Genomic DNA, 15,293 nt, shown 5'->3' with positions numbered 1-15,293 from the left:
NGGCTTCGTCGCTGCCTTGCACGGCCGGACGCTCCTTGCCGAAGCTGACGGCTTCGACCTGCGATTCCGCGGCCTTCGACACCGAAGCCAAACGCATCTCCATGTTCGCCGACCGCGTTGCGCGCGAGCAGATGGACCAGTTCGTGGCCGACTTCGCCGCCTACCGCTTCGACGAGGTGCTCGGCGCCTGGCAGCCCTACGAGGTGGTGCTGAAGAACGCCGTGCGCCGCCTTTGCCGCAAATGGAAGCTGCAGTACATCGACGCCGAGGCGCAGCAGTACTACGACGCGGTGCCCACCTGGGTCCCGCATGCGGACGTGCCGGCCGGCCTGGCCAAGATTGCCCACGAGATCCCGCTGGTGATCCTGTCGAATGCGTCGGACGACCAGATCCACAGCAACGTGGCCAAGCTGGGMGCGCCCTTCCACCGCGTGTACACCGCGCAGATGGCGCAGGCCTACAAGCCGCGCCTGCAGGCGTTCGAATACATGCTCGACTCGCTGGGCTGCAATCCGGAAGACGTGCTGCACGTGTCTTCCAGCATGCGCTACGACCTGATGTCGGCCGACGACCTGGGCATCGTCAACAAGGTGTTCGTCAACCGCGGNCAATCCGGAAGACGTGCTGCACGTGTCTTCCAGCATGCGCTACGACCTGATGTCGGCCGACGACCTGGGCATCGTCAACAAGGTGTTCGTCAACCGCGGYCACGGCCCCGGCAACCCGGCATACCGCTACACCGAGATCGCCGACATCGGCGGCCTGCCCGGCGTGGTCGGTCTTTGAACGTTCCCACACCATGAAGCTCGAGTCGTACTGGACATCTTCCGCGCCGGCCTTCGTGCCGCGCGGGGCGGAGCTGCCGTCGCAGTGCGACGTCGCGATCGTCGGCGGCGGCTTCACCGGGCTGTCGGCGGCGCTGGCGCTGGCACGGAAGGGCGCGAAGGTCGTCGTGCTGGAAGCCGGGGAGCGTGTCGCTGCCGAGGCCTCGGGGCGCAATGGCGGCCACGTCAACAACGGGCTCGCGGTCGACTATGCCGATGTGGCCGCGAAGGTGGGCACCGAACGGGCACGAGCCTGGTACCACGCCTACGACGAAGCGGTCGACACGGTGGCGCGCATCGTGCGCGACGAAGCGATCGACTGCGACTTCGTTCGCCGCGGCAAGCTGAAGCTGGCGACGAAGCCCGCCCAGCTGGAAGTGCTGTCGCGCAGTGCGGAGCGGCTGGTGCGCGACGGCGTCGACACCGACGTCGAGATCCTCGATGCGGCGCGCGTGCGGGCCGAGGTCGAGAGTGACCGCTTTGCGGGCGGCCTGCTGTACAAGCGCAGCGGCCAGATGCACATGGGCCGCTTCGCTGGCGGGCTCGCACAGGCAGCCGAGCGTCACGGCGCGTTGATCAGCACCGGCACTTGCGTGCAGCGCCTCGAGCGGCTCGGCGGTGGCCAGGCGCACCGCGTGCACACCAGCCGCGGCAGCCTGCAGGCGCAGCAGGTGCTGCTCGCCAACGGCGCGGCACGGCACGGCAGCTATGCGAGCTTCGGCTGGCTGCGCCGGCGCATCGTGCCGATCGGCAGCTTCATCGTCGTCACCGAACCGCTCGGGGCGGAGCGCGCACGTGCGCTGCTGCGCGAGGGCCGCACCTACGTCACGGTTGCGAACATCCACCACTACTTCCGCCTGACACCCGATCACCGGCTGGTGCTCGGCGGCCGGGCACGGTTCGGCGTCAGCAATCCCGCGTCGGACGCGAAGAGCGGCGAGATCCTGCGGGCTGGCATGGTGGAAATCTTCCCGTCGCTTGCAGGCGTCGGCATCGACTACTGCTGGGGCGGCCTGGTCGACATGACGCAGGACCGCCTGCCGCATGCCGGCGAGCGCGACGGCCTTTTCTATTCAACCGGCTACAGCGGCCACGGCACGCAGATGTCGGTGCTGATGGGCGAACGCATGGCCGCGGTGATGGCGGGCGACGCATCGGCCAATCCGTGGCGCGGCCGCGAGTGGCGGGCGATCCCGGGGCATCTCGGCCCGCCTTGGTTCCTGCCCGCGGTGGGCCTGTATTTCCGCATGAAGGATCGCCTCGCCTGAAGGCGCCTTCTACCTTCGTCGTCGATTGCACGATAACCCTTGGACCAGAAGCGAGAAACCATGACAGACCGCAAGTCACTCGACACCCTCGTCGGCCCCGAAGAAAGTCGGCGCCTGTTCGGTGCACTGCAGGGCGGCGCGACACGTCGTGACGTCCTCGCGATGCTGATGGCCGGCGGCATGCAGGCCACCCTGGCCGGCGGCCTCGCGGCGTCGGCGCAGTCTGTGCACGCGCAGACGCCCCGGCGCGGCGGCAAGATCCGCGTTGCCGGCATCACGGCGGCCGCCACCGATACGCTGGATCCGGCGAAACAGTCGAACCAGACGGACTACTCGCGCTGCAACATGATCTACAACGGGCTGACGTCGCTGGATGGCAGCCTGACGCCGCAGCCGGCGCTGGCCGAGTCGTTCACGACGAACGACGCCAAGACGTGGGTCTTCGCGCTTCGCAAGGGCGTGACCTTCCACGACGGCAAGGCGCTGACGCCGGCCGACGTCGTCTACTCGATCTCGCGCCACAAGGATCCGGCCACCGCGTCCAAGGCCAAGGTGTTCGCCGACCAGATCGAAAGCGTGAAGGCCACCGGCCCGAACGAGGTGACGATCGTGCTGACGTCGCCGAACGCGGACCTGCCCGTCGTCATCGGCACCTTCCACTTCCACATCGTCAAGGACGGCACCACCGATTTTGCCGCCGGCATCGGCACCGGGCCGTACAAGCTCAAGGAGTTCAAGCCCGGGGTGCGCTCGGTTGTCGTGCGCAACGACAACTACTGGAAGCCCGGCAAGCCCTACCTGGACGAGATCGAGTTCATCGGCATCGGCGACGAAGGCGCGCGCGTCAACGCGTTGCTGTCCGGCGGTATCGACCTGGTCGGCTCGGTGAACCCGCGTTCGATGGCACGCATCACCGGCACGCCCGGCTTCGCGGTGTTCAAGACACAGTCGGGCCAGTATTCGGACCTCATCATGCGCAAGGATGTCGGGCCGGGCGCGAATCCCGACTTCGTGCTGGCGATGAAGCACCTGTTCGATCGCGAGCAGATGAAGAAGACGATCGCGCTGGGCCAGGCCGTCGTCGCGAACGACCAGCCGGTCGACCCGACCAACCGTTTCCACTTCGCCGGCCTGCCGCAGCGGCCGTTCGATCCGGAGAAGGCGAAGTTCCACCTGAAGAAGGCCGGCGTCAGCGGTGCCGTTTCGATCGTGGCATCGCCGGCGGCGCTGTATTCCGTCGAGATGGCGCTCGTGATGCAGCAGACCGCCAAGGGCGTCGGCCTGGACCTCGACGTCAAGCGCATGCCAGCCGACGGCTATTGGAGCAACCACTGGCTGAACAGCCAGGTCGGATTCGGCAACGTCAATCCGCGGCCGAGCGCCGACATCCTGCTGACGCAGTTCTTCAAGTCCGACGCGCCGTGGAACGAGTCGCGCTGGAAGAGCGAGAAGTTCGACCAGGTGCTGGTGGCCGCTCGCGCCGAGACCGACGTGGCCCGGCGCAAGCAGATGTATGCCGACCTGCAGACGATGATCCACGAGCAGGCCGGCATCGGCATTCCACTGTTCCTGACGAGCCTCGACGGCCACAGCACGAAGCTGAAGGGCTTGTCCCCGATCCCGGTGGGGGGCCTGATGGGCTTCAACTTCGCCGAGAGCGTGTGGCTCGATACGGCAGCCTGACCCGGAGGCCCCAGCGATGAACGCCCTCGTCCTCAAGCTGCTGGCCCAGCGCATCGCGTTGGCGCTGCTCTCGCTGCTGGCGGTGTCGGTGATCGTGTTCGCGATCACCGCCGTGCTGCCGGGCGACGCGGCGCAGGAACAGCTCGGGCAGGATGCGACGCCCGAGGCGCTGGCCGCGCTGCGCGCGCAGATGGGCCTGGATGTGCCGGCGCCGCAGCGTTACCTGCGCTGGATCGGCGGCCTGCCGCGCGGCGACCTCGGCATGTCGTCCACCACGCAATTGCCGGTGGCCGAGCTGATCGGCAGCCGGCTGCCGAACTCGCTGCTGCTCGCCGCGGTGACCGCGCTGTTCTCGGTGCCGATCGCGCTTTCGCTCGGCATCGCGGCAGCGGTGTGGCGCGGCTCGTGGTTCGACCGGGCCGCGTCCGCCGGCGCGGTCGCGGTGGTCTCCGTGCCCGAGTTCCTGGTCGCGACCCTGGCGGTGCTGGTGTTCGCGGTGCAGTTGCGCTGGCTGCCGGCCTTGTCCTATGTCAGCGACATCGAGTCGCTCGGCCAGCTGCTGCGCGCGTTCGCGATGCCGGTGCTGACCCTGTGCTGTGTCATCGTCGCGCAGATGATGCGCATGACGCGGGCCGCGGTGATCGACCAGCTCGAGGCACCGTACATCGAGATGGTCCGGCTCAAAGGCGCGTCGCCGTTGCGCATCGTGCTCGCGCATGCGCTGCCCAATGCCGTCGGCCCGATCGCGAACGCCGTCGCGCTGAGCCTGTCGTACCTGCTCGGCGGCGTGATCATCGTCGAGACGATCTTCAACTACCCCGGCATCGCCAAGCTGATGGTCGACGGCGTCTCGCAACGCGACATGCCGCTGGTGCAGGCCTGCGCGATGCTGTTCTGCGCCGGCTATCTGTTCCTGGTGACGACGGCCGACCTCTTCGGCATCCTCGCCAACCCGAGGCTGAGAAAATGAACCACCCCCTACGGCATTCGACCGCCCCCATCGAGGTGGCAACTCCAGCGGACCGGCTGAGCCGGATCCGCGGAGGCCGCTTGATTTCTTCGCTGGCCGGGTTCCGCATCTCCGGCTGGATCGGCCTCGCGATCGTCGTGTTCTGGGCGCTGGCAGCGCTCCTCGGCCCGGCGCTGCTCTCGCGCACCGGCGCGGCTGGCGGCGACGCGGTGTTCGCGCCGATCAGCGCGGCGCACTGGCTGGGCACCGACTACCTCGGGCGCGACATGCTGGCGCGCGTGATCGAAGGGGCCCGCTACACGGTCGGTGTCGCCTTCGTCGCGACGGTGCTGGCCAGCGGCACGGGCACGCTGCTGGCGCTGCTGGCGGCAGCGAACGGCCGCTGGACCGACACCGTCCTGAGCCGGGGCCTGGACACGATGACCGCGATCCCGAGCAAGATGTTCGCATTGCTGCTGGTGGCCGGCTTCGGCTCGTCGGTGCCCATGCTCGTTGTCACCGCAGCCGTCATCTACGTGCCGGGCGCCTACCGCATCGGGCGCTCGCTGGCCGTGAACATCAATGCGCTCGACTACGTCAGGGTCGCGCGCGCGCGCGGCGAGGGCACTGGCTACGTGATGCTGCGCGAGATCCTGCCCAACATCGCCGGGCCGATGCTCGCGGACCTGGGGTTGCGCTTCGTCTACGTCGTGCTGCTGCTCGCGAGCCTGAGCTTTCTCGGGTTGGGCGTGCAGCCGCCGGACGCCGACTGGGGTTCGCTGGTGCGCGAGAACATCGGGTCGCTCGCCGAAGGCGGCGTGTCGGTGATCGCGCCGTCGCTTGCGATCGCCAGCCTGACGATTGCCGTGAACCTCGTGATCGACAACCTGCCGGGCCGGGCGGCCCGCGAACGTGGAGCACGCTGATGGGAAGCCCCGTTTTTGTCAAAGATCTCACCGTCAGTGTTGGCGGCGTGACGCTCGTCGATGCATTGAGCTTCACGATCCAGCCGGGTGAGGTGCTCGCCCTGATCGGCGAATCCGGTTCCGGCAAGACCACCACCGCACTGGCCTTGATGGGCTACGCGCGCCGTGGCTGCCGCATCAGCGGGGGCAGCGTGCGCATCGGCGACGTCGACGTGCTCGCGCTCGGCGCGCGCCAGCTGCGCGCGCTGCGCGGCCGCACGGTTGCCTACATTGCGCAGAGCGCGGCGGCGTCGTTCGACCCGTCGCGAACCATCCTCGACCAGGTCGTCGAGCCGGCCTGCCTGCATGGCACGATGCGCCGCGCCCAGGCCGAACTGAAGGCGATCGCGCTGTTCCGTGAGCTCGCGCTACCGGAGCCCGAGACGATCGGGCAGCGTTATCCGCACCAGGTGTCCGGCGGGCAGCTGCAGCGGTTGATGGCCGCGATGGCGCTGATCACCGACCCGGAGGTCGTGATCCTCGACGAGCCGACCACGGCGCTCGACGTGACGACCCAGGTCGAGGTGCTGCGCGCCTTCCGCCGGGTCGTGCGCGAGCGGCAGGTCACGGCCGTCTACGTCAGCCACGACCTCGCCGTCGTCGCGCAGATGGCCGACCACATCCTCGTGCTGCGCGATGGCCAGATGCGCGAGCTTGGTGCGACCGAGCGCCTGCTCTCGGCGCCGCAGAACGAGTACACGAAGTGCCTGCTGGCCGCTGCACACCCCGCGCCCCGCGCGTCGGTCGCGAAGACCGGGGATGCCGAGGTGCTGCTGCGCGTGAAGGGCCTGTCGGCCGGCTACGGCGGCCGCAACCGCGAAGGGCGGCCGGCCACGATGATCCTCGAGGGCATCGACCTCGAACTCAGGCGCGGCCAGGCCATCGGCGTCATCGGCGAGTCGGGCTCGGGCAAGACCACCCTGGCACACGCGGTCGCCGGATTGCTGGCGCCGTGCGCCGGCACGATGGAGTTCATGGGCCGCGAGCTCAAACCCGCGCTCGCGCAGCGCTCAATCGACGAGCTGCGGCGCATCCAGATCGTGTTCCAGTCGGCCGATACGGCGCTGAACCCGTCGCACACGATCGAGCGCATCCTGGCGAGGCCGCTCCAGTTCTACAAGGGCATGAAGGGCCCGGCGTTGCGCCGGCGCATCGACGAGCTGCTCGACCTGGTGAAGCTGCCGCGCACACTGGCAGGGCGCCTGCCCGGCGGGCTCTCGGGCGGGCAGAAGCAGCGCGTGAACCTCGCGCGCGCGCTTGCTGCCGAGCCCGACCTGATCCTGTGCGACGAGGTGACCTCGGCGCTCGACACCGTCGTCGGCGCCGCCGTGCTCGACCTCATCGCCGAACTGCGGCGCGAGCTCGGCGTGTCCTACCTGTTCATCAGCCATGACCTGCACACCGTGCGTTCGGTCTGCGACGAGATCATCGTCATGCAGCACGGCCGCAAGCTGACGCAGGTGGCGCGTGCCGACTACGGCCGCGGACCGCACCATCCGTACTACGAACAGCTGGCGCGCGCGGTACCCGAACTGCGGCGTGGCTGGCTGGACGAACTCGACCGACAGCGCCCGGCGCTGGTTGCCTGAAGGAGTGAAAGACATGACAACACAAACGTTCCGCATCGCCGCGATTCCCGGAGACGGCATCGGCAAGGAAGTGATGCCCGAGGGCCTGCGCGTGCTGGCAGCGGCCGCCAGCCGTTTTGGCCTCGCGCTGGAAATCCGGGAGATCGAGTGGGCGAGTTGCGACTGGTACCAACGTCACGGCCAGATGATGCCGGACGACTGGAAACAGCAGCTCGAGGGTGTCGATGCCGTGTACTTCGGTGCCGTCGGCTGGCCGGCCTCGGTGGCCGACAACGTCTCGCTGTGGGGCTCGCTGCTCAAGTTCCGCCGCGAGTTCGACCAGTACATCAACCTGCGGCCCGTGCGGCTGTTCGACGGCGTGCCGTGCCCGCTGGCCGGCCGCAAGCCGGGCGACATCGACTACATCGTGGTGCGCGAGAACACCGAAGGCGAGTACACCAACCTCGGCGGCGTGATGTATGCCGGCACCGAGCGCGAGATCGTGATCCAGGAGTCGGTGTTCTCGCGCTTCGGCACCGACCGCGTGCTGAAGTACGCGTTCGAGCTCGCACAGTCACGTGCGCGCAAGCAGCTGACGGTGGCCACCAAGAGCAACGGCATCGCGATCAGCATGCCGTGGTGGGATGCGCGTGCCGACGAAGTCGGCAAGGCGTACCCCGGCGTCGCGGTGGACAAGCAGCACATCGACATCCTGAGCGCCCGCTTCGTGCTGCAGCCGCAGCGCTTCGACGTCGTGGTCGCGAGCAACCTGTTCGGCGACATCCTGTCCGACCTCGGCCCGGCGACGACCGGCACGATCGGCCTGGCGCCGAGCGCGAACCTCAACCCCGAGCGCACGTTTCCGTCGCTGTTCGAGCCGGTCCACGGCTCGGCGCCTGACATCTATGGCAAGCGCATCGCCAACCCGATCGCGATGATCTGGTCGGGTGCGCTGATGCTGGACTTCCTGACGCAGGGGCAGGGCGCCGGCCGCGCGGCGCATGACACCATCGTGAAGGCCATCGAGGCCGTGCTGGTCAACGGACCGCGCACGCCCGATCTCGGCGGCCAGGCCCATACCGAAGACGTCGGCCGCGCCATCGCCGATCAAGTGAAGGAACTCTGACATGCCACTTTCCATCCATCGCGACGACCTGCTCCCGGGGCGCAACTTCATCGGCCGCTGGTGCGAGGCACAGCAAGGCCGCCGGTTCGACGTGATCGACCCGGCCACCGACACCGTGTTCGCCAGCGTGCCCGACAGCGGCGCAGACGATGCACGCGCCGCACTCGACGCCGCGCATGCGGCCTTCCCCGCGTGGCGCGCCGTGCCCGCGAAGCAACGCGCGCAGATCCTCAAGCGCTGGAACGACCTCATCATGGCGCACCGGGAGGACCTGGGCCGGCTGATCTCGCGCGAGCAGGGCAAGCCGCTCGCCGAAGGGCGTGGCGAAGTGGTGTATGCCGCCAGCTACGTGGAGTGGTTCGCCGAGGAAGCGACACGTGCGAACGGCGACGTGATCCCCGCGCCGGTCACCGGCCGGCGCATGTTCGCGCTCAAGGAGCCGGTGGGCGTGGTCGCCGCGATAACGCCATGGAACTTCCCGGCCGCGATGATCGCCCGCAAGATCGCGCCCGCGCTGGCCGCCGGTTGCACGGTGGTGTGCAAGCCGGCCGAGGACACGCCGCTCACCTCGCTCGCGCTCGTCAAGCTGGCCGGCGAAGCCGGTGTGCCGCCCGGCGTGCTGAACATCGTCACGGCATCGCGCGAGCGCGCCGCCGAGGTGGTCGACGTGTGGCTCGACGACGCGCGCGTGCGCAAGATCAGCTTCACCGGCTCGACACCGGTGGGCAAGCAGCTCGCGCGCCGCAGCGCCGACACGCTGAAGAAGCTCTCGCTCGAGCTGGGTGGCAACGCGCCGTTCATCGTCTTCGACGATGCCGACCTCGACGCCGCGGTCGATGGGCTGATGGTGGCGAAGTTCCGCAACGGCGGCCAGACTTGCGTGAGCCCGAACCGCGTGTTCGTGCACACGAGCGTGCATGACGTGTTCGTCGACAAGCTGGCGGCGCGGGTCGGTGCGCTGAAGGTCGGGCCGGCCACCGAGCCGGAATCGCAGATCGGACCCATGATCAACGCACGCGCGGTCGACAAGATCGAGCGCCACGTGATCGATGCGCTGGAGCGCGGCGCACGCATTGCCGTCGGCGGCACGCGCCTCGTGTCGTTGGGCACCAACTACTACGCGCCCACGGTGCTGGCCGGCACCGACGCGACGATGGCCTGCACCTGCGAGGAGACCTTCGGGCCGGTCGTGCCGGTGACGCGCTTCGACACCGAGGCGGAGGTCGTGGCCGCCGCCAATGCCACGCCGTTCGGCCTGGCCGCGTACTTCTACTCGCGTGACGTCAAGCGCATCTGGCGCGTCGCCGACGCGCTCGAGGCCGGCCTCGTGGGCATCAACGAAGGCGCGCTGGCGGCCGAGGCCGCGCCGTTCGGCGGCGTCAAGGAATCGGGCTATGGCCGCGAAGGCTCGGTGCATGGCCTCGACGAGTACATGCAGATGAAGTACCTGTGCCAGGGGCAGCTCTAGACGTTCCCTCTGCGTTGCCGGCGGGGAACAGATCGAGTTCCCCGCCGGCTGTTTCCGGTGCAGGCCCGCGGCGCATGGTGCGCCGACAGGGCGCGTCAGAAGGCGTGGGTCAGGCCCGCGCCGTACACGGTCTTCGTGCCAATGGTGGGGAAGCGCTTGGAGGCGAGGTCCACGTACGTCGCGGTGCGCTTCGACAGGGCGTAGCTGGCGCCCCCCGACACGATTCGCTCCCGCTTGACGCCGTCGACGTCGGCCTGGCCCCAGCCGGCCTTCAGGGTCGTCGCACCCAGGCCGTACGTGGCGCCGAGCGTGATGACCTTGGCCTTGGAATCGGCCACCGTTTCGCTGACGTTGTACAGGCCCATCACCGACAGGGTGCCGTAGTTGCCGCGCAGCCCGAACGAGGTTTCGGTGGCGCCCGCGCTGTTCTTCCCGCTGCCCAGCAGCGCACGCACCGTGCCGTCGTTGTAGAGCAGCGTGCCCGCGCGCGTCTTCGCCACTGCGCCGGCGGGTGACTCTGGCGATCCGCTGACGTGCAGCGAGAAGTTCGCCCACTTCGGCGAGTCGTAGAAGATCGCGTTGGCCACGCGGCCCGAGCCGCCGCCCACCGGGTCGGCCGAGTAGTTCCAGTGCCACAGGTCCCATGCCGGCGATGCGATGCGGTCGTTGTTCTCCCACGCGTCGAAAGCCCAGTCCTGGCCCTGGATCGCATCCAACGCACGGCCCAGGCGCAGCGCGCCGAAGCCGCCTTTCAGGCCGACGGTGGATTCGCCGTGCCAGAACGGCTTGGCACCGGCGCCCTCGGGCGTACCGGTGTCCAGGTCCAGGCGGTGGCGCAACCGGAAGGTGGCGGCCAGGCCGCCACCCAGGTCCTCGCTGCCCGAGAACTGCAGGTGGCTGCGCTGGATCGTGCCGATGTTCTTGCCCCCGGCGGTGTCACGGAAGGCGCCGATGTCCAGGTTGCCGCTGACCGCGACGCTGGACTGCGCGGCGGCCGTGCCGGCGAGCGCCGTGCATGCAGTGAAGAGGAGTCGATGGTGGAAGGCGAAAGTCATGGGTCCCTCGGAATGTGAGGTGTCGTGGGAGGTCCGGACGGGGTCTTTTGCCCGGACCGTGCTGCACCATGGGTGCCAGCACATTCGAGCATCTCCATTGAATGGACATATTGCGTATTGCCCCGTCGCGACGGGGCAAGCTGCCGTTGTGATCGCCATCGACGGCAAGCTCTGCGCCGATGCGGCGACGAGGGCTTGTGGCGGCATATCGTGCGGTGGCGCTGGCGCCACGCAGGCATCCATGTCTCGATGCCGGCCCTCGGTGCACTTGCGCAAGACCGTGCCGCTGCGCACCCCTACAACGGCAACAAGCGCCGCGCACCTGCACGTATTCTTTCGTACGTCACCACGAGAGGCAGCAATGACATTGGAGAAGAACACATGAGAGTCGTGGTTCTCGGCGCCGGGGTGATCGGCGTGTCCACCGCCTGGCACCTCGCGCGTGCCGGTGCCGAGGTGGTCGTCCTGGAACGGCGGGACGGCCCGGCCTTGGAAACGAGCTTCGCCAATGCGGGGCAGGTGTCGCCCGGCTACTCGACACCGTGGGCCGCACCCGGCATTCCGCTGAAGGCCTTGAAGTGGCTGTTCCAGCGCCATGCGCCGCTGGCGATTCGCCCCGACGGCTCGCTTGCCCAGTGGACGTGGCTTGCGCGCATGCTGAGCCAATGCACCGCGCAGCGATACGCCGTCAACAAGGGCCGCATGATGCGCCTGGCTGAATACAGCCGCGACGTCCTGCGCGAGCTGCGCGCCGCGGCGCAGTTGTCTTACGAGCAGCGCAGCCTCGGGACGCTGCAGTTGTTCCGCAACGCGGCCCAGCTTGAAGCGGTGGGCCGCGATGTCGACGTGCTGCGCGGCTTCGGCGTGCCGTTCGAGCTGCTCGGCCGCGACGAACTCGCGCGCGCGGAGCCGGCGCTTGCGCGCGTGGCGCACCGCTTGAGCGGCGGGCTGCGGCTGCCCAACGACGAAACCGGCGACTGCCATCTGTTCACGCGCCAGCTCGCCGACCGCGCCGCGGCGCTCGGCGTGCGCTTCCAGTTTGGCTCGGCCGTGAGCGGGCTCGAGGTCGAAGGCGGCCGCGTCGTCGCGGTGCGCCTGGGCGGGGCGCGCGTGGCCGTCGACGCTTGCGTCGTCGCGCTCGGCAGCCACACGCCCGCGTTGCTTGCGCCGCTCGGCATCGGCGTGCCGGTCTATCCCGTGAAGGGCTACTCGCTCACCGTTCCGGTGCGCGACGAGTCGTCGGCGCCGGTGTCGACGGTGCTCGACGAGACCTACAAGGTGGCCGTCACGCGCTTCGACCGCCGCATCCGCATCGGTGGCATGGCCGAGCTCGCGGGCCATGACCTCACGCTGCGGCCGCGACGCCGGGCGACGCTCGAGAAGGTAGTGCAGGACCTGTTCCCCGGCGCCGGCGACCTCGCCGCCGGTGAGTTCTGGACCGGCCTGCGCCCGATGACACCCGACAGCACGCCCATCATTGGCGCCACGCCGGTGGGCGGCCTCTTCCTCAACACCGGCCACGGCACGCTGGGATGGACGATGGCAGCGGGCTCCGGCCGCCTGGTCGCCGACCTGGTGCTCGGCCGGGTGCCGGACATCGACCCCGACGGGCTCGGGATCGACCGCTATCGCCCGGCCGCGCCGGTGCGGCGGGTGGCGCGCCTCGCGACATGAGCCGCCCCGCCCGCATCACCATCGACCTGGATGCCCTGCGCCACAACCATCGCGTGCTTCGCCGCCTGCACGGCGGGCGCCTGCTTGCCGTGCTGAAGGCCGACGCGTACGGCCACGGTGCCGAGGCGTGCGCCCGGGCCCTCGCGGAGGCCGATGGTTTTGCCGTGGCCTTCGGCGACGAGGCGATGGCGCTGCGCGCCGCCGGGGTTCGTGCGCCGCTGCTCGTGCTTGAAGGCGTGTTCTCGGTCGCGGAGCTGCACGCCGCGGTGCGCGAGTCCTGGTCCATCGTCGTCCATCACGAGGCACAGCTCACGATGATCGAGGGCTGCGCGCTGCCGTCCGGCGGTCTGGACGTTTGGCTGAAGCTTGACAGCGGCATGCACCGCTGCGGCTTCGGGCCCGATGCGTTCCGTGCCGCCCATGCGCGCTTGATGGCGACCGGCAAGGTGTCGTCGATCACGCTGATGAGCCACTTCGCACGCGCCGACGAGAGCGACAGCGCATTCACCGCGCAGCAGATCTCCCGCTTCGACAGTGCAGCCGCTGGCCTGCCCGGCCCGCGCAGCCTGGCCAACTCGGCCGGTGTGCTGTCCTGGCCGGCCGCGCGGCGTGATTGGGCGCGTTGTGGCATCGCGCTGTATGGTGCCGGCGCCGAGCCGCAGGCCGGCCTTCGTCCGGTGATGCGTGTGTGCAGCGAGGTCATCGCGATTCGGGAGATCGCCGCCGGTGAGCCGCTCGGCTACGGCGGCCGGTTCGTCGCGGCGCGGCCCACGCGTGTCGGCCTGGTGGCGTTCGGCTACGCCGATGGCTACCCGCGCAGCGCGCCTGACGGCACGCCGGTCGCGGTCGACGGACACCGGGTACCGCTGGCCGGCCGCGTGTCGATGGACATGCTGACGGTGGACCTGACGGCGCTGCCGTCGGCGCGCGAGGGCAGCGAGGTGGAGCTCTGGGGGCGTGACGTGCCGGTGGGCGATGTGGCGGCGCGTGCCGGCACGATCGCCTACGAGCTGCTGTGCAATGCCAAGCGGGCGCCGAAGCGACACGTCGGCTGGTAGCGGCGAGGGCGGCAGCCCTCGCCGTGCGTCTACCTCCTGTCAGGTCCCATTGACGGCCGCGGGCGAGAAGCCCAGGACTGATTTGATCTCAAGGTACTCTGAAAGCCCGTGGGCACCGTACTCGCGCCCGTTGCCAGATCGCTTGTAGCCGCCAAACGGGGCAAACGGATCCCACGCGGGATGGTTGATGTGCACCTGGCCGGCCCTGATCTGGCGCGCCACCGTCTGCGCGAGATGAAGATCGTTGCTCTGCACGTGCGCGCCGAGCCCGTACACCGTCGCGTTGGCAAGGCGTACCGCTTCTTCGACGGTGTCGTAGGGGATCAGGCACAGCACGGGCCCGAAGATTTCCTCCTGGGCAATGCGCATCTCGTTTCGCACGTCCGAGAAGATCGTCGGGCGGACATAGAAGCCGCGCTCGAAACCCTCGGGGCGGCCCATCCCTCCGCAGACGAGGCGCGCGCCCTCCGCAAGGCCTTGCTGGATCATCGTCTGTACCCGGTCGAACTGCGCTCGGTTGGCGATCGGCCCGAGGTGCGTGGCCGGATCGGCGGGCGGGCCCACCACAAGCCGTTCCGCCGTGTGTCGTGCCAGCGCTTCGATCTCCGCCAGCTGCGAGCGGGGAACGAGCATGCGCGTGGGTGCGCTGCAGGACTGCCCCACGTTGCGGAACGCCGAGGTGACCCCCAGCGGCACCACGCGCCTCAGGTCGGCGTCGGGCAGCAGCACGTTCGGGGATTTGCCTCCCAGTTCCTGGGTCACCCGCTTCACCGTGGACGCGGCGGCCTGCGCCACCAGTGCGCCGGCACGGTTCGAGCCGGTGATGGAAATCATGTCGATGTCGGGATGCGCGGCCATCGCGGCGCCCACGTCCGGGCCCGATCCGTTGACGAGATTGAACACACCGGCAGGAGCGCCGGCATCCTGCACGAGCTGCGCAAAAAACAGCGCGCTGAGCGGAGACAGCTCGCTGGGCTTGAGCACGATCGTGCAACCCGCCGCCAGCGCCGGGGCCACTTTCGCGGTGATCTGGTAAAGCGGCCAGTTCCAGGGCGTGATCAGGCCGCACACGCCAATGGGTTCACTGAGAATGGCTGTCTCGCCACGCAGCTGTTCGAACGGATAGGCCTCGGCAGCCTCACGGGCGGCCCTCACGTGTTCGGCCGCGAGCGGTATGTGCGCCGCGCGCGCAAAGCCGGCTGCAACGCCCATCTCCTGTGTCAACAGCTGCGCGAACGGTTCGGCACGCTCGAGGATCAGGACCTGAATCCGCGCCAGCAGGGCGCAGCGCTCCGCCAGCGGCGTCGCGGCAAACGCCGGAAATGCGCGCCGCGCCGCTGCCACGGCCCGGTCCACGTCTTCCGCGCTGCCCGCGGCAATTTCTGCGCAGACGGCCTCCGTGACGGGGTCCACGAGCGCAATGCGTTCCTTCCCGACGGGCTCGACCCAGCCGCCGTCGATGAAGAAGCGGCCACAGGTCTCGCCGAGGAGGTCGAGAACCGAATCAGCGGGCGTCGCGGCGATCATTGCGAATGGCCCATCGGCCGGTAGAAGGGCTTGCACTTGTGCGCTACCTGGAAGTTCATGGGTGTCTTTCTGTTGTGGAGGGACATGGATGCGATGGCGCGACCGCTGCAGGTGGCGGCCACGGTCCT

Annotated in this window: 11 protein-coding genes and 2 pseudogenes; 11 read left to right on the top strand and 2 right to left on the bottom strand. The window is 69.1% G+C overall.

Features of this window, described 5'->3' with window-relative positions:
- Position 1 precedes the first annotated feature (1 nt).
- The 9 genes and pseudogenes from ASC87_RS18190 to ASC87_RS18155 form a co-directional block, all read left to right on the top strand.
- Positions 2–607, top strand: a pseudogene (locus tag ASC87_RS18190) (haloacid dehalogenase type II); the annotation flags it as partial.
- Between the two features lies 1 nt (position 608).
- Positions 609–786 (top strand): annotated as a pseudogene (locus ASC87_RS33280) (haloacid dehalogenase type II); the annotation flags it as partial.
- Positions 787–799: 13 nt separating this feature from the next.
- Complete coding sequence (locus tag ASC87_RS18185) at positions 800–2,092, top strand: FAD-binding oxidoreductase (RefSeq protein WP_056665216.1); 1,293 nt, start codon at positions 800–802, stop codon at positions 2,090–2,092.
- Positions 2,093–2,152: 60 nt separating this feature from the next.
- The gene (locus ASC87_RS18180) at positions 2,153–3,775 is read left to right on the top strand and encodes an ABC transporter substrate-binding protein (RefSeq protein WP_056665321.1); all 1,623 of its coding nucleotides are present in this window, start codon (positions 2,153–2,155) and stop codon (positions 3,773–3,775) included.
- A 16-nt stretch (positions 3,776–3,791) separates the two neighbouring features.
- Positions 3,792–4,745, top strand: coding sequence for an ABC transporter permease (locus tag ASC87_RS18175; RefSeq protein WP_056665213.1), 954 nt, complete (start codon positions 3,792–3,794; stop codon positions 4,743–4,745).
- Positions 4,742–5,650 carry an ABC transporter permease gene (locus tag ASC87_RS18170; RefSeq protein ID WP_056665212.1) on the top strand — a complete coding sequence of 303 codons (909 nt, stop codon included), beginning with the start codon at positions 4,742–4,744 and terminating at the stop codon, positions 5,648–5,650. The genes ASC87_RS18175 and ASC87_RS18170 overlap by 4 nt, the downstream gene beginning before the upstream one ends.
- Entirely contained in the window at positions 5,650–7,278 is a 1,629-nt protein-coding gene (locus tag ASC87_RS18165) for an ABC transporter ATP-binding protein (RefSeq protein WP_056665210.1), read from the top strand. The genes ASC87_RS18170 and ASC87_RS18165 overlap by 1 nt, the downstream gene beginning before the upstream one ends.
- A 13-nt stretch (positions 7,279–7,291) precedes the next feature.
- Positions 7,292–8,383 (top strand): tartrate dehydrogenase, encoded by a 1,092-nt coding sequence (locus ASC87_RS18160; RefSeq protein ID WP_056665208.1) that lies wholly within the window; start codon positions 7,292–7,294, stop codon positions 8,381–8,383.
- Between the two features lies 1 nt (position 8,384).
- A complete protein-coding gene (locus ASC87_RS18155; protein ID WP_056665206.1) occupies positions 8,385–9,851 on the top strand; it encodes an NAD-dependent succinate-semialdehyde dehydrogenase in 1,467 nt (488 codons plus the stop codon).
- A 95-nt stretch (positions 9,852–9,946) separates the two neighbouring features.
- On the opposite strand, the gene ASC87_RS18150 is transcribed toward ASC87_RS18155, so the two are convergent.
- Complete coding sequence (locus tag ASC87_RS18150) at positions 9,947–10,906, bottom strand: porin (protein ID WP_056665204.1); 960 nt, start codon at positions 10,904–10,906, stop codon at positions 9,947–9,949.
- A gap of 381 nt (positions 10,907–11,287) precedes the next feature.
- Here ASC87_RS18150 and ASC87_RS18145 point away from each other — a divergent pair, with 381 nt between their 5' ends.
- Together ASC87_RS18145 and alr are read left to right on the top strand one after the other, a co-directional pair.
- Complete coding sequence (locus tag ASC87_RS18145) at positions 11,288–12,580, top strand: D-amino acid dehydrogenase (RefSeq protein ID WP_056665203.1); 1,293 nt, start codon at positions 11,288–11,290, stop codon at positions 12,578–12,580.
- Complete coding sequence (gene alr, locus ASC87_RS18140) at positions 12,577–13,638, top strand: alanine racemase (protein ID WP_056665201.1); 1,062 nt, start codon at positions 12,577–12,579, stop codon at positions 13,636–13,638. Before ASC87_RS18145 ends, alr begins: the two co-directional genes overlap by 4 nt.
- Before the next feature lie 39 nt (positions 13,639–13,677).
- Here the strand turns inward: alr and ASC87_RS18135 are convergent, their stop codons facing one another.
- Entirely contained in the window at positions 13,678–15,165 is a 1,488-nt protein-coding gene (locus tag ASC87_RS18135) for an aldehyde dehydrogenase family protein (RefSeq protein ID WP_056665199.1), read from the bottom strand.
- Positions 15,166–15,293: the final 128 nt, after the last annotated feature.

This window comes from Rhizobacter sp. Root1221, assembly GCF_001425785.1.
Lineage (GTDB): Bacteria > Pseudomonadota > Gammaproteobacteria > Burkholderiales > Burkholderiaceae_C > Rhizobacter.
Note: the sequence above shows the minus strand (reverse complement) of the source record. Positions and strands in the feature narration are given on the sequence as shown.

Coding starts and splice junctions, on each gene's coding strand:
- ASC87_RS18185 (WP_056665216.1), top strand. CDS start 800: ATGAAGCTCGAGTCGTACTGGACATCTTCCGCGCCGGCCTTCGTGCCG.
- ASC87_RS18165 (WP_056665210.1), top strand. CDS start 5,650: ATGGGAAGCCCCGTTTTTGTCAAAGATCTCACCGTCAGTGTTGGCGGC.
- alr (WP_056665201.1), top strand. CDS start 12,577: ATGAGCCGCCCCGCCCGCATCACCATCGACCTGGATGCCCTGCGCCAC.
- ASC87_RS18145 (WP_056665203.1), top strand. CDS start 11,288: ATGAGAGTCGTGGTTCTCGGCGCCGGGGTGATCGGCGTGTCCACCGCC.
- ASC87_RS18150 (WP_056665204.1), bottom strand. CDS start 10,906: ATGACTTTCGCCTTCCACCATCGACTCCTCTTCACTGCATGCACGGCG.
- ASC87_RS18175 (WP_056665213.1), top strand. CDS start 3,792: ATGAACGCCCTCGTCCTCAAGCTGCTGGCCCAGCGCATCGCGTTGGCG.
- ASC87_RS18170 (WP_056665212.1), top strand. CDS start 4,742: ATGAACCACCCCCTACGGCATTCGACCGCCCCCATCGAGGTGGCAACT.
- ASC87_RS18180 (WP_056665321.1), top strand. CDS start 2,153: ATGACAGACCGCAAGTCACTCGACACCCTCGTCGGCCCCGAAGAAAGT.
- ASC87_RS18160 (WP_056665208.1), top strand. CDS start 7,292: ATGACAACACAAACGTTCCGCATCGCCGCGATTCCCGGAGACGGCATC.
- ASC87_RS18155 (WP_056665206.1), top strand. CDS start 8,385: ATGCCACTTTCCATCCATCGCGACGACCTGCTCCCGGGGCGCAACTTC.
- ASC87_RS18135 (WP_056665199.1), bottom strand. CDS start 15,165: ATGATCGCCGCGACGCCCGCTGATTCGGTTCTCGACCTCCTCGGCGAG.